The 25,511-nt window shown below is 34.9% G+C and carries 17 protein-coding genes; 7 read left to right on the top strand and 10 right to left on the bottom strand.

The window, feature by feature from the left end; translation table 11 throughout:
• The first annotated feature begins 290 nt into the window (after positions 1–290).
• Positions 291–2,450 (top strand): ribonuclease R, encoded by a 2,160-nt coding sequence (gene rnr / locus N4A35_13030; GenBank protein MCT4582330.1) that lies wholly within the window; start codon positions 291–293, stop codon positions 2,448–2,450.
• A gap of 10 nt (positions 2,451–2,460) precedes the next feature.
• Here rnr and N4A35_13025 read toward each other — a convergent pair whose 3' ends face one another.
• From N4A35_13025 to N4A35_13000, 6 genes are all read right to left on the bottom strand, one after another.
• Positions 2,461–3,639, bottom strand: coding sequence for a DUF1501 domain-containing protein (locus N4A35_13025; protein MCT4582329.1), 1,179 nt, complete (start codon positions 3,637–3,639; stop codon positions 2,461–2,463).
• An 11-nt stretch (positions 3,640–3,650) separates the two neighbouring features.
• A complete protein-coding gene (locus tag N4A35_13020) occupies positions 3,651–4,988 on the bottom strand; it encodes a DUF1800 domain-containing protein (GenBank protein ID MCT4582328.1) in 1,338 nt (445 codons plus the stop codon).
• A 103-nt stretch (positions 4,989–5,091) separates the two neighbouring features.
• Positions 5,092–5,856 carry a hypothetical protein gene (locus N4A35_13015; protein ID MCT4582327.1) on the bottom strand — a complete coding sequence of 255 codons (765 nt, stop codon included), beginning with the start codon at positions 5,854–5,856 and terminating at the stop codon, positions 5,092–5,094.
• 91 nt (positions 5,857–5,947) lie between these two features.
• Entirely contained in the window at positions 5,948–8,320 is a 2,373-nt protein-coding gene (locus N4A35_13010) for a UvrD-helicase domain-containing protein (protein MCT4582326.1), read from the bottom strand.
• 80 nt (positions 8,321–8,400) lie between these two features.
• On the bottom strand, positions 8,401–9,951 hold the full coding sequence (locus tag N4A35_13005; protein ID MCT4582325.1) for a hypothetical protein: 1,551 nt from the start codon (positions 9,949–9,951) through the stop codon (positions 8,401–8,403).
• 6 nt (positions 9,952–9,957) lie between these two features.
• Positions 9,958–11,499, bottom strand: a complete 1,542-nt coding sequence (locus N4A35_13000) for a hypothetical protein (protein ID MCT4582324.1) — start codon at positions 11,497–11,499, stop codon at positions 9,958–9,960.
• A 47-nt stretch (positions 11,500–11,546) separates the two neighbouring features.
• Between N4A35_13000 and N4A35_12995 the strand changes: the two genes are divergently transcribed.
• From N4A35_12995 to N4A35_12970, 6 genes are all read left to right on the top strand, one after another.
• Positions 11,547–12,602 carry a histidine kinase gene (locus N4A35_12995; protein MCT4582323.1) on the top strand — a complete coding sequence of 352 codons (1,056 nt, stop codon included), beginning with the start codon at positions 11,547–11,549 and terminating at the stop codon, positions 12,600–12,602.
• Entirely contained in the window at positions 12,599–13,318 is a 720-nt protein-coding gene (locus N4A35_12990) for a LytTR family DNA-binding domain-containing protein (GenBank protein ID MCT4582322.1), read from the top strand. Before N4A35_12995 ends, N4A35_12990 begins: the two co-directional genes overlap by 4 nt.
• A gap of 212 nt (positions 13,319–13,530) precedes the next feature.
• Positions 13,531–14,601, top strand: a complete 1,071-nt coding sequence (locus N4A35_12985; protein ID MCT4582321.1) for a T9SS type A sorting domain-containing protein — start codon at positions 13,531–13,533, stop codon at positions 14,599–14,601.
• A 241-nt stretch (positions 14,602–14,842) separates the two neighbouring features.
• Positions 14,843–17,611: a leucine--tRNA ligase gene (gene leuS / locus N4A35_12980; GenBank protein MCT4582320.1), complete on the top strand. Its 2,769-nt coding sequence runs from the start codon at positions 14,843–14,845 to the stop codon at positions 17,609–17,611.
• Between the two features lie 119 nt (positions 17,612–17,730).
• Positions 17,731–19,716 (top strand): SpoIIE family protein phosphatase, encoded by a 1,986-nt coding sequence (locus tag N4A35_12975; protein MCT4582319.1) that lies wholly within the window; start codon positions 17,731–17,733, stop codon positions 19,714–19,716.
• Positions 19,717–19,780: 64 nt separating this feature from the next.
• On the top strand, positions 19,781–20,335 hold the full coding sequence (locus N4A35_12970) for a DUF6515 family protein (protein ID MCT4582318.1): 555 nt from the start codon (positions 19,781–19,783) through the stop codon (positions 20,333–20,335).
• A gap of 135 nt (positions 20,336–20,470) precedes the next feature.
• On the opposite strand, the gene groL is transcribed toward N4A35_12970, so the two are convergent.
• The 4 genes from groL to N4A35_12950 all read right to left on the bottom strand — a co-directional run.
• A complete protein-coding gene (groL, locus tag N4A35_12965; protein ID MCT4582317.1) occupies positions 20,471–22,105 on the bottom strand; it encodes a chaperonin GroEL in 1,635 nt (544 codons plus the stop codon).
• Between the two features lie 58 nt (positions 22,106–22,163).
• Positions 22,164–22,436, bottom strand: coding sequence for a co-chaperone GroES (locus N4A35_12960; protein MCT4582316.1), 273 nt, complete (start codon positions 22,434–22,436; stop codon positions 22,164–22,166).
• Positions 22,437–22,584: 148 nt separating this feature from the next.
• Positions 22,585–23,154, bottom strand: coding sequence for a hypothetical protein (locus N4A35_12955; protein ID MCT4582315.1), 570 nt, complete (start codon positions 23,152–23,154; stop codon positions 22,585–22,587).
• Positions 23,155–23,223: 69 nt separating this feature from the next.
• Positions 23,224–25,511: hypothetical protein (locus tag N4A35_12950; GenBank protein ID MCT4582314.1), on the bottom strand; the 2,288-nt coding region annotated here is incomplete at its 5' end.

Raw genomic sequence — 25,511 nt, 5'->3', positions numbered from 1 at the left:
ATCAACCAAACAATAAAATAACATTTTTTTAATACATTCTTATCAGAATATCATTACTTTTGCTACGAATTAAAGTTATTCAACTACTATTTAATTTAAAAATTAGTATCTTTTACGAGAGCTAATCATCTAAACTCCTTAACTATTCCATTGAAAATCGTTTTTCAATATCTTAGTACACAAAGTTTCAAAGGAGCTATTCAAACCAACATCGCCAAATCAATCAAACACGATGTTCCATCACATTATATCGATTTTATAAATCAGTCTAGTGATGTTAAATTTAAAATATGAGTAAAAAAAGAAATAAAAGAAAAACCCCAGCTACTTTAAAGAAAAAATTAATTCAGAAAACCTTAAAAGTTTTTGACCACAACCCCGAAACAGCTTTCAACTACAAAGATATGTCTAAAGCATTAGGCTTAGCGAATGGAAATGAACGAAAGCTAATGAACACCATACTTATTGAACTTGAGGGGAATGACTGGATTAGACATGTAGGTAGTGGAAAATACAAAGCAAACTATGCAGGACAAGAGCAAGAAGAATTAATTGGAAAAATTGATTTTAATTCAAGAGGTTCTGCTTATCTGATTGTTGAAGGTAGAGAAGATGATATATATATTCATTCTTCCAATACAGGTAAAGCCCTACAAAAAGATACAGTGCGCGTTGCTGTTTCTGAACGAAAAGGAAAGCAAGAAGGGAAAGTCATTGAAATTGTTGAACGCAACAGAACTGAATTTATAGGAACTGTAGATAAATCTTCTAGAGCTGTATTTGTTAGACCAGATGATAAGAACATGCCTGTTGACTTCTTTATTGATAGAGGACATTTACACGGAGCAAAAGACGGTGAAAAAGTTAAAGTTAAATTGCTAACATGGCCGAGCAATAATAAAAGTCCATTTGGAGCTGTTATAGATCGTTTAGGAATGCCTGGAAACATTGATGTAGAGATGAATTCTATTTTATCTGAATTTGGATTCCCGTATGAATTTCCAAAACAAGTTGAAAAGGAAGCCAATAATATTAAGGAAGCCAACTACGATGAGGTTGTAAAAGACCGAAGAGATTTTAGAGACATTCTTACTTTTACCATTGATCCAGTTGACGCAAAAGATTTTGACGATGCATTATCGTATCAACAACTCGAAAATGGAAATATAGAAATTGGGATTCACATTGCTGACGTGAGTCATTATGTACTCCCCAACTCAGCATTAGACCAGGAAGCTTATGCTAGAGGGAACTCTGTATACTTAGTAGATCGAGTAATTCCTATGTTACCTGAAGTCTTATCCAACAAATTATGCTCATTAAGACCAGAAGAGACTAAGCTAACGTTTTCTGCTGTATTTGAGTTTAACGAAAAAGGAGAAGTACTCAAAGAATGGTTTGGAAAAACAATTATATATTCCGACAAACGTTTTACTTACGAGCAAGCTCAAGAAATCATCGAAGGAACTGTTACTGACGAGACTTATGGTCCAGTGATTTTAGAAATGGATCGCATTGCTAAGATTATGCGAGGAGCTCGCTTAGAAAATGGCGCGTTAAATGTTGAAAGTCAAGAAGTACGTTTTCGATTGGATGAAGATGGGAATCCTTTAGGAATCGTTTTAAAAGTATCTAAAGATGCAAATAAACTGATTGAGGAGTACATGCTTCTCGCCAATAAACGTGTCGCAGCATTTGTTGGGGAACCTGCAAAAAACAAAACGATTGTTCCTTTAGTTTACCGTATTCATGATGAACCTAACAGTGAAAAAATAGCGGATTTAAAAATCTTTTTAAATGAATTTGGTTATCAAATAAAAGAGGTTAAAAACAAGCCTATTGCTTATGCTTTGAATAAAGTAATGCTTGAAGCCAAAGCAAAAGATGAATTGCATATTATTGGGCCAATGGTCATTCGTTCGATGTCTAAAGCCGAATATTCAACTGAAAACATTGGACATTATGGATTAGGATTCCGTTATTATGCACATTTCACTTCACCAATTAGAAGATATGCTGATTTATTAGTCCATCGAATTTTACAAGCTAAGCTTACCAACAAAAAATATATTACAAACGACCTAGAAGATCGTTGCCAACATATTTCTGCTACTGAAAAAGAAGCCACAAATGCTGAACGTGCATCAGTTAAATACATGCAGGTGAAGTTTATGAGCGATAAAATTGGTGAAGTCTTCGAGGGGAAAATAACGGGAGTAACTGAATGGGGAATTTTTGTAGAATTAAACGAGACTAAATGCGAAGGGCTTGCACATATACGAACCATTGAAGATGGCTCTTTTTTCTACAATCATAAATCTAAACAATTAGAATCGTTCCAATCTGACAACAAGTTTCATTTAGGTCAACAAGTAACTGTTTGGGTTAAGCATGTTGATCTAATTAAAAAGCAAATTGACTTGGAATTGACTGAGAAAGTAACAGAATAAAGTTTAGGGCTTAAAACAACCCTAAACTTTGATATGATTTTCCCAAAACTTTTTTTGCATCAACATTTAAACGATGGGTTAAAAGTTCTTGATAAATACTTCTAAAATCTACTTGATATTTCGGGTCTCCTCTATGTAAGTCCGACAAATCAATGGTATTGAATTGATGTGCTTGTTGAGATAAATTCTTATCTATTACAAAAGAAATATTGGCTGCTCCATGATCTGTTCCTCTACTTGCATTTTCTTTTAATCGCCTTCCAAATTCTGAAAAGACTAAGATGGTAGTCTCTTTCATTAAATCATCTTTTTCCAAATCTGCTACAAAAGCACTTAACCCTTCATCTAAAAGCTTTAATAAACGATTATGATTTCCCAATTGATTGACATGCGTATCAAACCCTTTTAGCGCTGTATAAAAGACAGGCGTTTGTATATCTGATTGTATGAGCGTAGCTATTTCTTTTAATTGTTGTCCAAAAACTCCTCTTCCATAATCGACGGTATTGGAAACAAGCTGGTGTTGATCGTAAATATACTTTGCTGAATTTTTGGTATCGTTAAATACTTTGTACATAAAATCTAATTCAGTATTGGTAGTTTTTATCGCTTTCAATTCCTGATAAAATGGAGCATTGATGCTCTTATAAAATGCCTCAGGATTGGTAAAAGCTATTCCACTTTTTGTTTTTCCTTTTAGTGCTAATGATAAATTCCCATTTAACTCTATTGCTTGGTATGCATTTTGGCAATAACTATCTAGATATTGTCCTATCCATCCTGATGTTTTATACTCTTCAGAATTAGAAGCGGTATGCCAGATATCCATGGACCTAAAATGCGAACGGCTAGGGTTAGGGTATCCTACCGAATTGATTAAAGATACCATTCCCTCTTGATGTAATTTATAAAGTCCCTTTAATGCTGGATTAAAACCAAATTGATGATTGATTTTTAACAAGCTTTCTTCTTTTAAACCTATCCTTATTCGATTGTTATAATATTCATCTAATCCATAAGGAACAACAGTATTTATCCCATCATTTCCACCACTGAGTTGAACAATTACTAACCTTTTCATTCCATTTACTAATGAATTTGAAAATGAATTCGCTCTCAAAAATGAAGGCAGCAATAAAGATCCTGCTGTAATGACCCCAGTCTTTTTTAAAAATTCTCTTCTTTTCATAGTCTTTAGTATTAGGTTAATTGATAATCTGGTGTTGAGATTAACTTTACAATTGTTGATTTTTCTTTATCACTAAATTGCGCTCTTAGAATGGGGTTTTCTGTTCTTATCAGTACATCATATACGTTTCCTCCTTTTATATTTTCTGCAAAGCTTTGCCAATTAATTTCTTCATAAAAACGTGTAAATTTAGCATTCACTTTATCCTCAGAACGCTCATCCAAATCTGCACCTGTATCTATTTGAAAACTGCCTTTATTTAAAATGAGGGACCCCAACCTTAATCGAAAGGCTAATCGCGAAGCATCTATCCAATCTCTACCTCCTGACCAACCCGCAACATTTGGTGGTTTAAATAAAACTTGCCCCAAATACTTCTGATACTTTATCAATATATTTGCTCTTACAAACTTTAAATCAAATGTCTTTCCCATTCCCACTAATAGATCAATCGGACTTTTGATTAGCTTCCCCTCTGCCTGATAAAACCAGGTTGCATTGAACAAGTATTTCATTGTCTTGGTAAGGTCATAATCTGATTCATAAAGTACTTGAGCGATTGCTTGAATGTTAGCTTTATCCAATCGATCAACAACAAAAAAACGATAAAGTTTTGTTGCTATAAATTTTGCGGTATTGGGGTTATCTGTAATTAACTTTAATACATCTTCTCCTTTAAAATTCCCAGATTGTCCAAAAATGGTTTTTACTCCTGCATCATGTTGCTTTTCATTAAACATAAAATCACCCATTGGAGAAATTGTCCAACCTGTAAACGCTCTAGCAATTTCTTTGACATCATTCTCCGTATAATCTACATCTCTTCCCAAGGTAAACAACTCACACAATTCTCGGGCAAAATCTTCGTTGGGTTTTTTCTTTTTATTTTGCTTTAAATGCAAGTAGTTAATCATCCCCGCAGACTGTGAAACTGCCAACAACAAATCTTTAAAGTTCCCTAAAGCATGCTTTCTTAAAAGATTATTCAATTGTAAAGTTGTATATGGATTCTTACTTGTATCACAAGCAAAATGCCCATGCCAAAACAGTGTCATTTTTTCTATAAAACTCTTATCCTCCTCCAACATCTGCTGAATCCATTTCTGATTGATTTGAACCACCTCCTTTTTCCACGCTCGTTTTAATGCTTTTCCCTTGGCTTTTGAAAGCTTTTTCATTGAAATCGGATTATATTCAGGCAAATCTATTGTAATGGGTTGACCAACTTGATTATTGATGATTGTATCGACAACTGTTTTTACATTGTCACTATCACTTTGGTGTTTAAGATGCGTAAAAAACGAAGTTCTTGCGTATAAATGGTTTTTATGTTGTTGTGTTAATTTCATATACTGTTATGACTAATTGAAAAGGGAAAGGTTTAATACAAAGCATAAAAAAAGCGTGCCATTATAATATGACACGCTTTTATTTATTCTTTTAAATTACTTCTTATTCTAGCTCTTTCAATAAAGCCTCACATTTTTTATAGCATTTCTTAGCATCTTCATAAGTTTGTGGCAATTTCATCGCTTTCTTTACAAACTCTTTTGCTAAATCGTCTTTCCCCATTTCATGGTAAGTAACAGCCAATTCATAAGTATGTAGCATATACCAAGGCTCTAATTTAATTGCCTTTTTCAAGTTAGAAACAGCATCTGCATAAGTTCCTCCTTCTGGTTTTCCTCCAAAAAAGGTATTAACTAAAGCAGTCTTTGTTTTTCCAAACCCTGCAAAAGTTCTATGCCATCTTCCCATAATATGGTATGCACCTGCTTCATTTGGGTTTAAAGCCAATGCTTTGTCACATTCTTTTTGAATTTCTTTAGCATTAGAAATTTTTGTTTTAGAACTTGCATTCTCATTTTCTCTTGCTAATGCTAATGCATAAGTATAATGTGCAAAAGAATGGTTATCGTCTAACCCTTTAGCTTTTGCTGCCAATGTTTTAGCCTTAGCATAATACTTTAATTGCGTTGCTTCTTCTTCCAAGTTTGCTCCTACTTTACTAAATGCAAAGCTTAAGTGCGATAAGTAATCTACATTTTCTGGTTTTAACTCTACCAGCTTCTTAAAAGTGACTAACATTTTTTTGTTGTTCACTTGCTTTTTATACTTCAATCCTTGTGCATACAGCTCTTTTTCCGTTTGAGAAATTCCTGAAATAGAAATAAATAAGAAAGCCAATATGCTTAAAATAAATGTTGTTTTTTTCATGTCTAGTTGTTTAAATTAATGTAATAATAAGCATTCTATGCCTAATTTTCAATAGTTAGGCATTCAATTTTTATGCCGTTAATAAATAAAGCTACCCAATCACTGTTAATTTAGCATATTTTAAAAGCAATTGTTTTTCTCCACTAGATGGAAACAAAACGGTGGCTTTTAAATTGGGGGCTTCCCCCTCAATTTTTAAAATTTTTCCTTTCCCAAAACGATCGTGATTTACGATTACTCCGACTGCTAACTTAGAAGTATCTACAGGTTTACTTGGCGCAGAACTTGCTGAAGAGACCTTCTTTAAATTACGGTTTCCAAACGATGGTTTATGAGCGGCTGGTTTTGTTGTCGCGGTTGTTTTAGGAATCACTGTTCGCTTACTAAAGCGACTGCCAAACTGTTGTTTAGCACCTACACCACCTCCTGTATTTCTCGACCCAAAACTACTTGTTCCACCACCAGTAGCCGATGGGCTCCCCATCATTTCTGAAGGACTGCCTGCCTGAGCTAAGTCTAAGAACCGTTCATCAATTTCTTCTATAAAACGACTTGGTTCACAAGAAATTAAATTTCCCCAACGGTACCTACTCATTGCATAACTTAGTGTACATTTTTTTTCTGCACGTGTCACCGCCACATAAAACAGTCGACGTTCCTCTTCTAATTCAGCTCTCGAGTTTAATGCTAATTGAGACGGGAACAAAGCTTCCTCAAGTCCAACAATATATACATAAGGAAATTCCAATCCTTTAGAAGCATGAATTGTCATTAAAGTAACTTTATCATTATCTTCTTCATCATCATTATCGGCATCAGTTAATAAAGCGACATCCAATAAAAAATCTGGTAAAAACACATCTACGCCATCAGCTTTACTCTTTTCTGTAAATTCTTTAATACCATTTTGCAGCTCTTGAATATTCTCATAACGAGCTACTCCTTCTGGTGTCTTATCGGCGTATAATTCACGGGTTAAACCACTCGCTTGACCTATTTCATAGGCCAAATCAGCAGCTGACATCGTCTGCAATTTCGTAGCAAAACTCTTAATCATTGTCGTAAACTGCACAATTTTATTCGTTGTCCCAGTATTAATTCCCAAATTATACTTAGGCAGATTACTTAACATTTCCCATAGGGAAACGTCATTTTCTCTAGCTGCTACAGTTGCTTTTTCAAGACTACCTTTTCCTATTCCTCTTTTGGGATAATTAATTACTCTTTTTAACGCCTCTTCGTCATCATGGTTTGCTGTAAGCCTAAAATAAGCAATTAAATCTTTGACTTCTTTACGTTGGTAAAATGATAGTCCACCATAAATTCGATACTTTATATTAAGCTTTCTTAGGGCTTCCTCAAAAGATCTTGACTGTGCGTTGGTTCGATATAAAATTGCAAAATCAATGTTATTGACTTGCTCATTCTGCTTAGTTTCAAAAATATCATTGGCAACAAACTTTCCCTCTTCATTATCAGAATAGGTTTTTATCACTCGCATTTTTTCTCCCTCTTCATTGGCTGTCCAAACATTTTTTTGGATCTGTTTTTTATTGTTTTTTATAATGCTATTTGCAGCATTTACAATAACTTTTGAAGAACGATAATTTTGCTCTAGCTTAAACAATTTGTATTGAGGATAATCTTTCTTAAAGTTGAGTATATTTTGAATGTCAGCACCACGGAAAGCATAAATACTTTGAGCATCATCCCCTACTACACACAGGTTTTGATTTTTGGCTGCTAATCGTTTTACGATTAAATATTGAGAATAGTTGGTATCCTGGTACTCATCTACGAGGATATATTTAAATTTATTTTGGTATTTCTCTAAAACATCAGGAAAGTTTTTCAGCAGCACATTGGTTTTGAATAATAAATCATCAAAATCCATCGCTCCAGACTTAAAGCAACGTTTAGCATACTCCATATAAATTTCACCCAGCTTTTTCCTTCCTGTTTCTCTGTCGTCTGCCTGAATATCTGTATTCTGCAAATAAGCTTGAGGCGAAATTAAATTATTCTTTGCTGATGATATTCTCGAACCTACAATAGACGGTTTGTATAATTTATCGTCTAAGCCCATTTCCTTTACGATGGCCTTAATCAAACTACGAGAATCTTGTGTATCGTAAATGGTAAAATTACTCGGGTAACCAATTCGTTCACTTTCGGAACGTAAAATACGTGCAAAAATAGAGTGAAATGTTCCTGACCATACATTACGGGACTGCCCATCTCCCAACATTTTCGAGATACGCTCTTTCATCTCTTTTGCAGCTTTGTTGGTAAACGTTAATGATAGAATATTAAAAGGATCAATACCTTTATCTATCATGTTTGCAATTCTGTATGTTAATACCCTTGTCTTCCCAGAACCAGCTCCTGCAATGACCATCATTGGTCCATTGATATTCTCTGCAGCCGCTCTTTGGGGTTCGTTTAATTCATCTAAATAGTGCATAAAAACAAAAATAAGAAATCTTGTTTTGAACTACACCAAATATTTTCCTTAGAAATGAACAATTATCAACAAGCTATCGTTTACCACAGCTGTTCAGTTCGAACTCTAACGGTATAATCGTTAGGGTGGTTATACAACCTTATACGAATTGTACCTGCATCATCATATATTTCTGGGGTATTACTTGTGGTTGAGCCAAAAGAGGCAATTCTTTCTAAACTTACCGTTCCATTCGACCATCTTTTAACCATCCAATAAGAGGTTCCAAAAGCGTTGGTACTTGTAACAGAACAAAATAAAAGACCAACAAAATTAGTTGGCAAAGGATTGCCATCTCTGTCTAAAACAGCAGCAGTATTGGTATTACTCACCACATAATCTCTATACCAAAAACGATCTGAAACAGCATAACCATTTTCAATATCTAAGGAAGCTTGTGGATTGGTTGTATTCATTCCTATTCTACCTGTTGCATAAGCTCCATCAAAACTAATCGATCCTGTTGGGGTACTCCAATCTTCTCCTCTTGGTCGGTCTGCATGAAAACTAAAGATAGATGCTCCTCCAAAGTTTAATGTATTAATATCATCAAAGCGAACATAATCATTATTAGCATCCGTTGCAGCATCGTGAGAGAAATACATATCATCACCTCTCAAGTATATATCTCCATTAACATCTAATTTTTCTAAGGGATTGGTAACTCCCATTCCAATATTTCCATTAGCCAGAAAAGTCTCTAAAACCGATACCGTTGATGTACCAGCATCATTAGCTAACGTAACATCCATTCGGTCTGTTCCTGATTTTATTCCATACGATTTTGCTCCTGGATTAGAATCATCATCTTTTAAAATCAAATAAGAATTCCCACCTGCTGAACCTGTATTTTCAATCAATACGTGATTCCCTATTCCGTTTCGGTAGAAATGAAACGCTCCAACAGGGGCAGTTGTTCCAAAACCAATATCTCCATCTGGGTCGATAGCCATCTTTACACCATCTACTCCACCATTTTCTGTCCAAAACTGCAAACGTCCTGAGTTATCCGCACCATCTCTTACTGCTCCAACATGGGCGATTTCATTTTGCACTCCAGCATTATCTTCAATAGTAAAATCCATTCGTACACCAAAACCATCTACCATATCAGCCGTTGTTTGTTGATTGACTTGGATTACACCAGCCAAACTAGAAGTTCCTGTTGATGTTCTCTCTGATTTTAATGGCGGATAATTTGGTGTTGAAATCCTAACTCTTCCTTCTGTATAAATATCATCGGTTATTGCATCAGGAGCTATTGTTGTCGATTCCTCATACCAATCATGATCATCTAATGTCGTGGTTGCATCTATTAATTGAACCCAAGCTGTACCATCCCAGTAGTAATACCCTTCGCCGGTTGTACCATTAGTATTGTACACCAACAAACTTGTTACTGGCGATGCTACTGGTGCAGCAGTACTCAAATCAGCAATATCAACTCTGGGAATAAGCAGTCCTTTGTTTGTAGCTGAGACATCTAACATTGCTGATGTTGCTGGAACAGCCCCAGTAGTATTTATTCCTACAGTCTGAGCAAACATTCTTCCCAGCCCTCCTATCAATATCATCAAATATATATACTTCACGCTTTACTATTTACTTACAAAGTATCCCATAAAACTTCTTCTAGAATAATCAGAGACAGGTGAACCACCATCAACGCCTGTAATTTCTACTTCAATTGTATCTCCTGCACTTAAACGGACTAAACAAGTGTTTGAAATCACCATTTCAACACCAGCAATTGAGAAATATTCAGGATTTATCAACATAGGGTTCACTGCAGTAGTATTGTTTTGTAAAAACCTTATAAATTGAGAATCATCATTACCATCCCCACCAAAGAAATTAACATTAGTAGAAAAGAAATATAAGCCATCGATTGGAGCGGTATATTCAGTACCATTATAATTACTATGATTATCTTCAATTTCGGTAAAAGCCAAACTACCGTTAGAATAATCATTAACAGTATTTGTAGAATAAGCTGAGAACGAAAAAACTTGTCCTATATGATAACCATTCACATCCAATTTTGTTTCTGCGTTAGGATTCCCTTGATTTACTCCTACTCTTCCGTCACCTAGCAAAATGAATTTATCTGTTGGTGTTCCATTTAAGTCTCCTATTGCATAAATCAATGTATCATCATCTGATCCTCCATTTGATTCTATTAATAACCCGTTTCCTGCGACATCTTGAGTATTAAACAAAACTGCTGAATATTCACTAGACACATCGTGATTTATTTCTAGTCTACCCCTAGGAACAGTTACCCCAATTCCAACTTTACCATTAGCTAAAACCCTTACTTTTTCTGTTGTATTAGTAGCAATACGCCAACTATTATCTAAGGTGTTATATGTTAATTGCCCTAAATTATTTGTTGTCGAATTCCCTACATAGAAATTACCATTATTCTCTGTTCCAATTGACAAGCCGGCATTGGAATTATTTTCAATTGAGATCTCATCTGCTTGCGCACTTGGCGTAAAACCTGTACCTGCTATTTGAGTAAACACGTTCAATTTAGCATTAGGAGTAATTGTTCCTATTCCTACATTTCCAGATGTTAAGATCGTTACTTGTTCGTTAGCATCTGCATTACCTCCAGCTCTAATTCCTAAACGATCGTTACCTGTTGGTGTGGCTGTAAAATACCACTCGTTAGTTGCATCGCGTCTCAAATGAATAGCAGGACTTGTATTATCCCATACCGCCAATTTTACACTAGGCGTAACTGTTCCTATCCCAACATTTCCTTGCGTATAAATAGCATCATTAATATTATCAGGCTGGGTTGTCCCACCTACTTCATACCAATCATGATCTTCTAAAGTCGTCGCTGCATCAATTAATTGAATCCAAGCTGTACCATCCCAATAATAATATCCTTGACCTGTTGTGGCATTGGTATTGTAAACCAATAAACTTGTTACTGGTGCAGCTACTGGTGCAGCTGTACTCAAATCAGCAATATCAACTCGAGGGATCAACACCCCTTTATTTGTTGCCGAAACATCTAACATTGCCGAAGTTGCAGGAACAGCTCCAGTTGTATTAATTCCCACTGTTTGGGCTCCTACGTACCAACATAACATGATGAAGACAACACTAACAACACCTCTTTTCATGATACCAAGATATAAAAATAAAACCAAAAACTCTTATATTTGAAAGAATGAACAAAGAAGTAACAAAATTTTCCCCTAAGCCCATTTTTTGGATTTTTCAATTTGTTGGGTGGGGCATTCTTCTTTTCTTAGGGATTATTGGAGAACTAATTTCAACGCAAACATTAAGTTTTAAAACAGCCGTAAGTTCCAGCTTAATTTTCATCGGAAGTATTTTGATTACTTCGTTATTTCGTCTTATTATTCTTCGTAAAAACTTATTGAGGAAATCATTCTCTAAAATGGTCCTTCATTTTTTAGGTTGGTCTGGCATTCTTGCTATTGGATTTTACCTATACATTATTCTTGGACTCATTGTATTTTCGTTGGCAGTTGATTTTTCAATTCCAGAAATTCTTAGTCAAATTCTTAGCAATTTTATTATCTTTTTTATGTGGGCCATTGCCTACTCTACTTATTTCTTTATACAGAATAGTAGAAAACAAGAACTGAACAACCTTAGACTACTAAGCGTTCAAAAAGACATGGAATTGAATGTTTTAAAAAACCAACTGAACCCGCACTTTATGTTTAATGCACTAAATAGCATAAGAGCGTTGATCGACGAAGACCCTATTATCGCCAAAAAATCCATTACTCAATTGAGCAATGTACTTCGAAATACTCTTGTATTAGGGCAAGAACAATTTATTACAGTTGAAGATGAGTTAAAAATTGTTAGTGATTATTTACAATTAGAAAAAGTGAGATTTGAAGAGCGCCTCAATATTCATAAAGATATAAGCGGTGACGCTTTACGAATAATGATTCCTCCCTTGCTTATTCAAACATTTGTTGAAAACGCTATAAAACATGGTATTAGCCAATTGGCCAAAGGGGGAACTGTGTCAATAACAATTAACAACTCCAACAAATTTCTTAATATTGAAATAGCAAACGACGGGTTCTATGACCCTCATAAAAAAAGTGATACTGGAATTGGTTTAACCAATATAAAAAAACGATTGGACTTAATCTACCCAGAACATTTCTTAGGCATTTCTAATACTGATGGTTTAGTTGTTGCCTCCATCAAAATCCCTTTAAACTCTAACTCAAAATGAAAGTTATCATAATAGACGATGAACGTTTAGCACGTAAGGAAATGAATTCTTTATTGAGCAGCTACCCTGAAATCGAAGTCATAGCGGAATGTAGCAATGCTGATGACGCCATAAAAAGCATCGAGAAGAACCAACCTGATTTAATTTTCTTAGACATCGAAATGCCTGAAAAAAACGGTTTTGATTTACTAGCTGCTTTAGACAAAGTTCCCAAAGTAATCTTTGTAACAGCATACAACGACTATGCTTTAAAAGCTTTTGATGTAAACGCTATAGGATATATTACAAAACCTGTAGACCCTGAAAAATTAAAGAAAGTATTGACCCCGCTTATTGAAGACTTTTCACAACGCTCACAAGAAAGTTTGCCGAAAGAAAAACTAGGGTTAGAACATCAAATCTTTTTAAAAGATGGTGAAAAATGCTGGTTTGTTACCTTAAAGGACATTCGATACTTTGAATCGGAAGGAAACTATATTCGCGTATTTTTTAATGATGAAAAACCTTTGATTTTGAAATCTCTCAACTTATTGGAAGAAAAATTGGACAATGCTCACTTCTTTAGAGCCAATAGAAAAAACATCGTTAACCTTAAACACATTAGCAATATCGAAAATTGGTTTAGTGGGACTTTAAGAATTACATTAAGAGCTAATGAATATATAGAGGTATCGAGAAGACAATCCTCTAAATTCAAATCCCTGATGAGCTTATAAACCTATATTCAACATTTATTTTAGGTATAAATACCTATTTTTGATTCGTATTTAGACCTATCGAGCTTCCCATTCGTAGAATTCTTTCCCATTTTGAAACGCCTAAACACTTACCCATTAGGTATAAACACCCAGTTTTAAAGGATTTCCGACTTTTGGTACGATTATCCATTATTCCACAATCAAATAATTAATCGTAAAAATTAAAAGTCATGAAAACAGTATCAACATTAATCGCATTTTTATTCGCAGTACAAGTAGCATTTTCTACATCTATTACTAAAGAACATACATTTGCTTCGGCATACACTATAGACGGAACAGGAGATTACGCTGTTTCATTCGACGACATTGAATTTATCGCAGGAACAGACTTCCCTGCTTCTGAGAGAATAGCTTCAGTAAACGTAACCATTCAATTTCGCAAAACAGATGGTTCTTGCGGAAATCCTAGAGGTGGTTATGCATACCATGGAGAAACAACTTTTAGAGTTATTAGCCCAACAGGAACAAGCGTTGTTTTAGCAAACGATGACACATGGACTGGAGGAGCGAGTGCACCTATAGCTACAGTAACTTTCTCAAATTTTGCAAATGCTAGACCAACTGGAGCACCAGTATCTGGAACGTTTAGACCAAAAGGAGGAAACTTAAATGATTTTGCAAACGAATTTGCAACAGGAACTTGGACTATTCAAGCTGGAGACGACGCTGGAGCTGACCCATTATGTATTTATTCTTATAGCATTACTATTAATACATTTAGTCCACTACCAATTGAATTATTAAGTTTTGATGCTCAATTAGACCATTCATTAAACGCTACTAACTTATCATGGGCTACTGCTTCTGAATTAAACAATGATTTCTTTACTATTGAAAAATCAGATGACTTAGAGAATTGGGAAGTAGTAACAATGGTAGATGGAGCTGGTTTTTCAGTTGAAACAATCAACTACTCTACTCAAGATGATAACTTAACTAGTGGAGTAAGCTACTACAGATTAAAACAAACGGATTACAATGGTGACTATACTTATTCTGAAATCAAAGCTGTAGAAAGCCATAAAAACAACGTAGAAATTGCAACAGCTAACCAAAGCATTACAATTAAAAACATTACAGAAACTTATAATAACATTTCATTAATCAACTCTTTTGGACAGGTTGTCAAACAAATTACTGGACAAATTGACTCTGAAGTGACTTTCTCTAACTTAGAAACAGGAGTTTACTTTATCCAAATTGACAACCTTGAAGTTAAAAAGACAATGATTTTATAAACCGACCTTTTAAATACCAACAACAACGTCTTAAAGACAAAAAAAAGGTGTTGCAAATCAAAAGAATAGACTTATAACTTTTTCATGACACACTTAATATTCTTTAGTTACCAGCACCTTTTTAAAGCTCTCTTGTAGAGCTTTTTTTTGTTTATAATACCATCACCAAAACTTCCAGTATTAAACGCTAGGATAGAACATAAAGATTTTTGTAAATTCGCGCCAGATTAAAAACAATATAATGAGCGAATACAACCATAATTCAATAGAACAAAAATGGCAAAAGTTTTGGGCTGAAAACAAAACTTACAAAGCAACTGAAGATGACACTAAAGAGAAGTTTTATGCTTTAGATATGTTTCCATACCCTTCTGGTGCAGGACTGCATGTAGGTCACCCATTGGGCTATATTGCTTCTGACATTATGGCTCGTTATAAAAAGAACAGAGGATTTAACGTATTACACCCATCTGGGTATGACTCTTTTGGTTTACCAGCGGAACAATATGCAATTAAAACAGGGCAACATCCTGCAATTACGACAGCACAAAACATTGCACGTTATAGACAACAGTTAGATAAAATTGGTTTTGCGTTTGATTGGGATCGAGAGGTTCGAACTTCTAGTCCTGATTATTACCAATGGACCCAATGGATTTTTAAACAAATCTTTAATTCCTGGTATAACAACACCTCTGACAAAGCTGAGGATATTTCGACATTAATTGCAACGTTTGAGCAAGAAGGTAACCATAACGTTGATGCAGCTTGTGATGAGACGCCTATTTTTACTGCTGATGAATGGAACAGTTGGGATGAAAAAAAACAGCAACAAACGTTAATGAACTATCGTTTGACTTATTTAGCTGACTCTTGGGTAAACTGGTGTCCTGAGTTGGGAACTGTTTTGGCCAATGACGAAATTAAAGACGGTGTTTCTGAACGTGGAGGACATCCTGTTGAACAAAAACTAATGCGCCAATGGAGCATGCGTATTACTGCTTATGCTGAACGTTTACTTACTGGTTTAGATCAAATTGATTTTTCTGATGCTTTAAAAGAACAACAACGCAATTGGATAGGAAAATCGAAAGGGGCAAGTGTCTTTTTTAATATTGATGGATTTGATGATCAAATTGAGGTCTTTACGACACGACCTGACACTATTTTTGGCGTAACCTTTATGGTGTTGGCTCCCGAACATGAACTGGTTGCTAAAATCACAACTGAAGAATACAAAGAAAAAGTAGAAGCTTATCAAAAAACAGCTGCTGCTAAATCGGAAAGAGATAGGCAAGCAGATGTTAAAAATATTACTGGAGAATTTACAGGCGCTTATGCTATTCATCCTTTTACTGGTGAAAAAGTTCAAATATGGATTGGTGATTATGTACTAGCCACTTATGGTACTGGTGCTGTAATGGCTGTACCTGCAGGAGATCAGAGAGACTGGGACTTTGCCAATCATTTTAATATTCCTATTCCAAATATTTTTGAAGGGGCTGATATTTCTGAGGGCGCTTACACTGAAAAATCTGTAAAGTTGGTGAATTCTGATTTCTTAAATGGTTTAACTGCTAAAAAAGGAATTGGGACAGCAATTTATGAAATAGAAAAAAGAGGTTTAGGAAAAGGACAAACAAATTACCGTTTAAGAGAAGCGATATTTAGTCGTCAACGTTATTGGGGTGAGCCATTCCCTGTTTATTATAAAAACGATATTCCTTACGTTTTAGAAGATAATCAACTACCTGTTACGTTACCTGAAGTTGATGCTTATTTACCTACTGAAGATGGAGAGCCTCCGTTGGCCAGAGCACAAAAAGAGGCGTGGAATATTTTTGAGGGGGACCGTATGGAATACAACACTATGCCTGGTTGGGCTGGAAGTTCTTGGTATTTCCTACGCTATATGGATCCTAAAAACGAAAATGAATTTGTAAGCAAAGAAAAAGCAGATTATTGGAACCAAGTTGATTTATATATCGGAGGTTCTGAACACGCTACAGGACATCTGTTATATTCTCGTTTTTGGACGAAGTTCTTATACGACAAAGGGTTTATTGGTTTTGATGAACCTTTTAAAAAGTTGATTAACCAAGGAATGATTTTGGGGAGAAGTAGTTTTGTTTACAAAGTAAAAGATGAAAACAAAATTGTTTCTAAAGGGTTAAGAAAGGAATATAAAACTCAAAAGTTACACATCGATATTAAGTACGTAGAAAATGACCTCTTAAACATTGAAGCAGCATCTAAAGACCCTTTATTTAGTTTCTTAAAAGATGCAGAATTTGTATTAGAAGATGGAAAATATATCTGCGGGCATGAAATTGAAAAAATGTCAAAGTCGAAATACAACGTACAAACTCCAGATGACTTATGTGAGCAATATGGAGCAGATTCATTGCGTTGTTACGAAATGTTTTTAGGTCCATTGGAACAAGCTAAACCTTGGGATACTCAAGGAATTAATGGAGTCAATAATTTCTTAAAAAAATTATGGCGTCTATTTCCACAAGACAATGTTTTTGATGAGGGGGAAGCGACAAAAGATGCGCTAAAAACCTTACATAAAACGATTAAAAAAGTAACAGAGGACATTGAGCGATATTCTTTCAATACCGTGATTAGTACTTTTATGATTGCTGTAAATGAATTAGGTGCTCAAAAATGTAAAAACAAAACAATCTTGAGTGAGTTAGTTGTTTTAATTTCTCCTTTTGCTCCACATATTACTGAGGAACTGTGGGAGCGTTTAGGGAATAACACAAGTGTAACCACAGCACCATGGCCTGAATTTAATGAACAACACATTATAGAAAGTAATTTTTCTTACCCTGTTTCTTTTAATGGAAAAATGCGTTTTAAACTAGACTTACCTATTGAAATGGGGAAAGACGATATCGAAAAAGCGCTTTTTGCACATGAAAAAACAGCAGGATATTTAGGTGGTAAAGACCCTAAGAAAATTATTATTGTTCCTAAACGAATTATTAATGTTGTAGTATAACTCCCATTAACAATTCAGTATCTCAAATCCTTTCTAAAATGTTTAGAAAGGATTTTTTTTAACAACTATTTTATACTTCAAATCATTTTTAATTAGAAATTAATTCTTAATTTTCGGATGTGAGACGCCCACTTTTCATACTATTGATTATCCTCAGTCATTCATTATTTGCGAACAAGGTCATTGATGGCTCTATTGACTTAAGTGACCAAAAATTTGAAGACCAAACGTACCCGCTTGATGGCGCTTGGCTTTTTAGTTGGAATACTGACTTTGAAGAATTTAATGCTACTCAAACTATTTCAGTACCTGGATTTTGGAATCACAAAAAAAATGGGAGTTTCCCTACTTTTGGACAAGCTTGTTATAGAGTTCAAATAAAGTTGCCTCCAACCCAAAGTAAGTTAGCCTTAAGAATTAATAACATTCACAATTCTTATCGTCTGTATCTCGACGATTCTCTAGTTCATGAACAAGGGAAACCGAGTAAAAGCCCCACTCAACAAAAAGCTGACTGGAGTCCATTTTTACTCCCTATTCACCCCCCAAAATCGACCTTTAATTTAACTTTTGTTGTGGCCAACTTCGGACATCGAAATGCAGGATTCGCATCAAGCATTACCATTGGTGACTACGAAAAAATGATTAAAGATAGAGAGTTTTACATGTCTATTGACGCGATTATTATTGGAGGCTTATTTATATTGGGCATTTTTCTCCTCAGCATGTATATTTTATGGAAACGCGACCAATCTTTACTCTATTTCTTTGGTTTCTCTTTAGTATTTGGCTTATGGACATCATTTAGAGATGAGAAAGTGTTTTTTTCAATTTGGAAAACCTTTGATTGGGAATTGGCACTTCGAATAGAATATAGCGCAATGATTGTTGCCGTTTCTTTTTTCATCATATACATCTCCACATTATTTCCCAAACAGAATATCAAACTGATGCAACGCACTGTTTTAACAATCAATGCTCTTGCACTTATTCTTATTTTATTTTTCCCGCCGCACATCTTTTCTTATGTCGCCGTGAGCAATATCATCACCCTAGTCCTCTCTATGATCTATGTCATGTTAGTATTTACGCAAGTGATTAAAAGTAAAGAAACCAACAATATATTCACTAGTATCTCATTAGCACTCTTATATGGCGTATTACTTTTAAAAGTGCTCAACTTTTTAAACATTGTTGAGATCAACAATACGATAGTAGACATTACCACTTTATTATTTGTATTATCCATGGGACTTATTTTTGCGAACCGATTTTCGGGTATTTTTAATTCCACCTTAGCATTAAAAGAACAGGCTGAACAACAAAGAAAAGATCTAAAAGTAAAAAACAAGGAAATTTTAGCTTCAATAAAATACGCTAAACACTTACAGTCTACCATCCTCCCTACTACTGCTGAAATGAACGCCATTTTTGAAAACTCTTTTGTTTTTTTCGAGCCTAAAGATATTGTCTCTGGTGATTTTTATTGGTTAGAACAACACAACGACCTCATTTACTTCGCCGTAGCAGATTGTACTGGCCATGGAGTACCTGGAGCTATGGTCAGTTTTGTTTGTTCCAACGCTCTTACACAAGCCATCATAGAAGAAAGTCATACACACCCTCACCATATCTTAGATCGAACAAGAGAAATTGTGATCCAGCGTTTCAGCACATCAGAAGTTTCATTAAATGACGGAATGGATATTTCGCTAGGTGTGTTCAACCCTACTTCTCAACTTCTTGAGTGGTCTGGCGCTAACAATCCTATTTGGATTGTAAAAAAAGAAGACAATACCATCATTGAATATAGAGGGAACAAACAACCTATTGGAAATTATGCCACAGCTTTAAAGCCTTTTGACCTCCGACAAATCAAACTTCAAAAAGGTGATCGCATCTATTTATTTTCTGATGGGTACATTGACCAATTTGGAGGAACGTATGGAAAGAAATTTAAATCTAATAATCTAAAAAAACTAGTTTCTGCAATTCAAAGCACTCCAATTCAACAACAGCAAACCACATTGAGTGAAGCGTTCTATGAATGGCAAGGTGATTTTGAACAAATAGATGATGTTTGTGTATTAGGAATTGAAATTTAATTTCTTAATTAAACCTTTTTAGTTTTATGGAGTCCTACTTATATAAAACTAAAAAACTTTTGCTATGCGTAATCTATTTTTTTCTCTTTTATTAATTACACTCTCTTTATTTATTACTAACATCAGCTATGGCCAAAGACGCCAGCACCATAAAGCAAAGCGCAATGGGAAGACTGTAGTTGTTGTCAAAAAACGAACGCCAAGAACACTAAGAACGATGCCTACCAAACACACAGTAATTGTGCATCGTAATCGAAAATATCATTTTCATTCTGGGAATTATTATCGTCACATTAACAACCGTTATGTCTTGGTATACCCTCCAAGAGGGTTTAGAGTTCGCACATTACCTGCTGGACATCGCATTGTTCTTGTAGGAGGAGTGAAAAGGTATTATTACCGAGGACTATTTTATAAAAGCGTAAACAATGAATACGAAGTCATAACGCCAGAGTTAGGCACAATTGTACCAGAATTACCTGTTGAAGACTTAACACCAACGATAGTGGACGGAAACACTATCTATGAATACAATTCGATTATCTATGAACCTGTAATCATAGAAGGGAAGACGCAATATCGTGTTACGGATATTATTGAAGAAGAAACAGAAGAATAACAACCTATAAAACAAACGCCACATCTCTAATGAAATGTGGCGTTTTTATTATATATAGACGTTCCGCTCTATCTGTATCACTACAGGAAAAGCGGCCCGAGGAAACAAGTTAGCCATGCTAACCTGTTATTCGTTTTACATCATTCCTGGCATTCCTCCTCCCATTGGTGGGTGTGCATGTGCTCCAAGCTCTTCTTCTTCATCAGCAATTACACATTCAGTCGTTAACAACATCGAAGCTACTGATGCAGCATTTTCTAATGCTGTTCTAGCAACTTTAGTTGGATCAATAACTCCAGCTTCCAATAAGTTTTCGAAAGACTCTTTTCTGGCATTATATCCAAAATCATTAGCTCCTTCTCTCACTTTTTGAACAATTACAGCACCTTCTCCTCCTGCATTGGCTACAATTTGTCTTAATGGCTCTTCAATAGCTCTTTTCACTATTGCAACACCAGTTGTTTCATCATCATTTTGACCAGTTAATCCTTCCAAAGCATTCGAAGCTCTAATGTAAGCGACTCCACCACCTGGAATAATTCCTTCTTCTACAGCAGCTCTTGTTGCAGCTAAAGCATCATCAACTCGATCTTTCTTCTCTTTCATCTCCACTTCTGTAGCAGCACCTACATAAAGTACAGCTACACCTCCAGCTAACTTAGCTAAACGCTCTTGCAACTTCTCTTTATCATATTCTGAAGTAGTCGTTTCTATTTGTGCTTTAATTTGATTTGTTCGAGCTAAAATCGCTTCTTTATCTCCTGCTCCGTTAACAACAGTAGTATTGTCTTTATCAATATCTACTTTTTCTGCTGTTCCTAGCATATCAACAGTTGCACCTTCTAACGTATATCCTTGTTCTTCTGAGATAACAGTTCCTCCAGTTAAGATCGCAATATCTTGCAACATTGCTTTTCTTCGATCACCAAAACCAGGTGCTTTAACAGCTGCAATTTTTAATCCTGCTTTAATTCTATTAACAACCAAAGTAGATAAAGCTGCACTATCAACATCTTCTGCGATGATTAACAATGCTTTTCCTGATTGAGCTACAGGCTCTAATACAGGTAACAACTCATTGATATTAGATATTTTCTTATCTGTTATTAAGATCGATGGGTTATCGAATTCTGTAGTCATCTTTTCCGCATTTGTTACAAAATAAGGAGAAAGATATCCTCTATCAAACTGCATCCCCTCTACCGTTTTCACTTCAGTTTCAGTCCCTTTAGCCTCTTCAACAGTAATGACTCCGTCATTTCCTACAACTTTCATTGCTTCAGCAATTAACGAACCTATTTTTTCATCATTATTGGCTGAAATTGATGCTACTTGTTTAATTAAATCGTTATCAGAACCAACTTCTTTAGATAACTTTTTCAATTCTTCGATAACAACATCAACAGCTTTATCCATTCCTCTTTTCAAGTCCATAGGATTTGCTCCTGAAGCCACATTTTTTAACCCAGCATTGATAATTGCTTGAGCCAATACTGTTGCTGTAGTTGTTCCATCACCTGCTAAATCGTTGGTCTTTGCAGCAACTTCTTTTACCATTTGAGCTCCCATATTTTCGATAGGATCTTTCAATTCGATTTCTTTCGCTACTGTAACACCATCTTTAGTTACATGAGGAGCTCCAAACTTACGGTCAATTACAACGTTTCTCCCTTTAGGTCCTAACGTTACTTTTACTGCATTTGCTAATGCATCAACTCCTCTTTTTAAGCCATCTCTGGCTTCTATATCAAATTTAATTTCTTTTGCCATTTTTTTTATTCTGATTTAGAGTTCCAAGACAAAAAGACTTGAATCCCCTTAAATGTTATTATCCTAATACTGCGTATATATCGCTTTCTTTCATGATTAAATAGTTCTTCCCCTCTACCGTAATCTCAGTTCCACTATACTGACCATATAAAACTGTATCTCCTTCTTTTACTGTAAAAGTTAACTTTTCATTTCCTGTTGCTAAGACAGTTCCTCTTTGAGGCTTCTCTTTTGCATTATCAGGAATAATAATTCCTCCAGATGTTTTTGTCTCTGCAGCAGCTGGTTCGATCAAAACTCTATCTGCTAATGGTTTTACATTGATTCCCATGTTTTATCTATTTTTTGAAATATTAAATTAAGTTCAAAAGGCTTTTGACAGATTTTATGCCAAATAAAAATGAAGTCAATTTGACTTGATTTTTAAACTTTTTTCTCTTTAAATCTGACAAAAAAACAGCTACTATGACAAAATGATTTTAGTGATAGGTATACACTAAAATTTCTGTAGCTCCATATCCATATTTTCGATAAGACGCATCGTGATGCTCAATAGATGGGTAAGACTCATACAATTCATTTCTTATTGCTGCTTTGAGCGTTCCTTCTCCTACGCCATGAATAATAATTAAGCGTTTAACTTTTTTACGAATCGCAACATTTAGTTCTCTTCGAAAATTAGCCATTTGAACCTCCAAAATTTGAGAGTTTGACATTCCTTTGTGTGTTTCTATCAACTCTTCAATATGTAAATCCACCTCAATTTCTTCGGGGGTCTCAATTCGATTTAAGCTTTTCGTTTTTTGATAAAAATCTTCTAGCTGTTTCTCTTTAGATTCAGAAGCTACTTTTTCTTGCACAGCTAAATTATGTTCGATACCATCCAACTTATAATCTTTAGTGTTTTTTTCCTCCACCAAATCTTTAATAAAACATTCGATATCAAAACCGTTTTCGTCTTCTACCAACACCTTAAAATTAGAGATTACGTTTACTACAACACCTCCACCAACTTCATTTAAAAAACGAACTTTACTGCCTTTTTTCATTCTTATTTTTTATCAATAACGTGAATAATTTTACACTCATCAATATGGTAAAATTCTGAACAGACTTTATCAATTGGTATCTGTATCCCAAACTTGAGCAGAAGTGGCTACTCCATTTTTAAAATAGTTGGTCGACCACCTAGACGCCACTTTTTTATACTCATCTCCTTTATTTCCTTTCACCACAATTCTCACAGTGGTAACCTCTACCACATTTCCATTAGCATCTTTTCTTTGAAAAGTCTTTTCTGTTACTCCTTCAGGAAATTGACTTGCTAAGTAATTTTGATTAGCATCACTAAATTTAGTTGATTTCTGACCTTTGATTTGTTCAATATCATCCATACCATCATCGATCTTATTTTGAGCAGTTTCAGACTCTTTATTATCTATCGCTGATTTGCTTTCTTTATATGCCATGATTTCTTCGGTATTATCAGCATTTACCGTTTTAATACTCTCATGGAAAGCATCTTCTTTTTGAGCAAAACTTTCATGCGCCTCATTAACATCATCTGATTTATCTTGAGCTGTTTGAGTTTCTGACACGTTTATTTGACTTAACGCTTCTTTATATTTATCAACTTCAGGAGCATTTTCTATTTGTCGCTCAACATTTTCGGTACTTCTTTCTTGTTCTACAATATGAAACTCAACATGCGCATCTGCATTAGTATAAGTCTCTTCCTTTGCCCCCTCATTTGTTTCAAACCTTTGGAAATTCAGCTCTTTCTGATAATTAGCAAGTTCAGCAGAATTTTCTTCTCGTGGGACATCTGATGTCTCATAAATTTCTTCGAAACGATCAATTAACTTTTCTTTTTCAGTATAGTTACCATAGGTAGACTCTTTTCCTGCTTGATCATTATTGAATTGCCCGTTAGCTCTTTCATTTTTATAGGCTGCAACTTCTGGAACATTCTCTCTACTCTTGGTGTTACTTTCAATTTCAGCTAATGTTCTATCTTTTTGCAAACGCTCTCCTGCTTCGAATGTACCGTACGTTACTTCTTTCCTGTCAAGGTCATAATCAAACTGCCCGTTAGCTCTTTCATTTTTATAAGCTGCGACTTCTGGAACATTCTCCCTACTCTTATCACTTGATGCTATATTTTGAAGTGTTCGCTCTGTTTTAAAATCAACATTTGCTGCATCAATATCATAAGTATATTCTTTTGATGATTCTTGCTTATCAAAAGCCTGTTCTTCTTTTTCGATTTTATAATTTTCTACCTCAGGTATATTTTCCTTGCTATATTCATTTAAAGCCTCTCGCTCTTCACTAATTTTATTTTCAAAACCTGTTAGCTCTTCATTTAAATCATCCGTTTTATTTTGTTGATCTTCCACATCTTCACCTTTAGTTGCAAATTCTCTTTCTTTACGATCAATCATTTGTTCTTGTCGCTTATCATCTTTATTAATCTGAGCGTTTTGCAATAGATTATCAGCAGTAGCTTCATCTAAATCTGAAACCTCTTCTCCATAATCAGCAAAAACATATTTAGGTATTTCTCCAGGTTCAGTAGCTACTGGCTCTTCTTTTTTATTTAATAGTTTTTTGATTTCCTCTATTCGTTTTTTAGGATAAGCTTCATTAGGCTTTAGACTTAATGCAGATTGGTAATTATTCAAGGCATCTTTATATTGTTCAGCATCAAATTTATCGTCAGCTTTTGTAATAAACTCTTGGTATTTTTTGTTTAACTCTTCTGCGGATGCCATTGAAGCTAAAATGTCATTTATTTTAGAAATTTGAGCTGGAGGATAGTTATCAGATGGTTTTAATCCTTTTGCGCGTTCATACAGCCCCTTTGCTTTCTCATAGTTTTTAGCTTCAAATAACTCATCTGCTTTTGATACTATTTTTCTATATTGTTCTTCAGCTGTATTTGATGCTAACTTTTTCAATAATACATTAATCTTGTCTATTTCGGCCTGTGGACGTGTTTCGGTTGGGATAACATCATGCGCTGCTTTATAGGCTGCTTTTGCTTCTTCATAAGCCTCAGAGTCTCTTAATCCGTCTGCTTTTGACATTAAGCCGTCGTATTTATCTCGTAACGCTTTTTGTGCAGCAGCATCGGCATTTGCAGCCGCTAAGTCGGCTAGTATTTTATCGATCTCGGCTATCTTTTGTGGTGGATAATTATCGTCGGGATTTAATCCTTTGGCACGTTCAAATAAACCTTTGGATTTCTCATAATTCTTTGCGGCAAACAACTCGTCTGCTTTATCTATAATTTTTTGATACTCGGCTTTACCTGAACGATTTTTTAAGATTTCATTGATCTTATCAATCTCGGCTTGTGGACGTGTTTCAGTTGGGATAACATCGTGCGCTGCTTTATAGGCTG

The sequence above is a fragment of the Flavobacteriales bacterium genome, from assembly GCA_025210295.1.
Taxonomy (GTDB): Bacteria; Bacteroidota; Bacteroidia; order Flavobacteriales_D; family Parvicellaceae; genus S010-51.
The sequence above is the reverse complement of the archived record's forward strand: the minus strand, read 5'-3'. Positions and strand labels throughout refer to the sequence as shown.

Bases quoted from the DNA above. Each gene is read 5' to 3' on its own strand.
- N4A35_12985 (MCT4582321.1), top strand. From the start codon at position 13,531: ATGAAAACAGTATCAACATTAATCGCATTTTTATTCGCAGTACAAGTA.
- N4A35_13000 (MCT4582324.1), bottom strand. From the start codon at position 11,499: ATGAAAAGAGGTGTTGTTAGTGTTGTCTTCATCATGTTATGTTGGTAC.
- N4A35_13020 (MCT4582328.1), bottom strand. From the start codon at position 4,988: ATGAAATTAACACAACAACATAAAAACCATTTATACGCAAGAACTTCG.
- N4A35_12955 (MCT4582315.1), bottom strand. From the start codon at position 23,154: ATGAAAAAAGGCAGTAAAGTTCGTTTTTTAAATGAAGTTGGTGGAGGT.
- N4A35_13015 (MCT4582327.1), bottom strand. From the start codon at position 5,856: ATGAAAAAAACAACATTTATTTTAAGCATATTGGCTTTCTTATTTATT.
- leuS (MCT4582320.1), top strand. From the start codon at position 14,843: ATGAGCGAATACAACCATAATTCAATAGAACAAAAATGGCAAAAGTTT.
- N4A35_12960 (MCT4582316.1), bottom strand. From the start codon at position 22,436: ATGGGAATCAATGTAAAACCATTAGCAGATAGAGTTTTGATCGAACCA.
- rnr (MCT4582330.1), top strand. From the start codon at position 291: ATGAGTAAAAAAAGAAATAAAAGAAAAACCCCAGCTACTTTAAAGAAA.
- N4A35_13025 (MCT4582329.1), bottom strand. From the start codon at position 3,639: ATGAAAAGAAGAGAATTTTTAAAAAAGACTGGGGTCATTACAGCAGGA.
- N4A35_12990 (MCT4582322.1), top strand. From the start codon at position 12,599: ATGAAAGTTATCATAATAGACGATGAACGTTTAGCACGTAAGGAAATG.
- N4A35_13010 (MCT4582326.1), bottom strand. From the start codon at position 8,320: ATGCACTATTTAGATGAATTAAACGAACCCCAAAGAGCGGCTGCAGAG.
- N4A35_12995 (MCT4582323.1), top strand. From the start codon at position 11,547: ATGAACAAAGAAGTAACAAAATTTTCCCCTAAGCCCATTTTTTGGATT.
- groL (MCT4582317.1), bottom strand. From the start codon at position 22,105: ATGGCAAAAGAAATTAAATTTGATATAGAAGCCAGAGATGGCTTAAAA.
- N4A35_12970 (MCT4582318.1), top strand. From the start codon at position 19,781: ATGCGTAATCTATTTTTTTCTCTTTTATTAATTACACTCTCTTTATTT.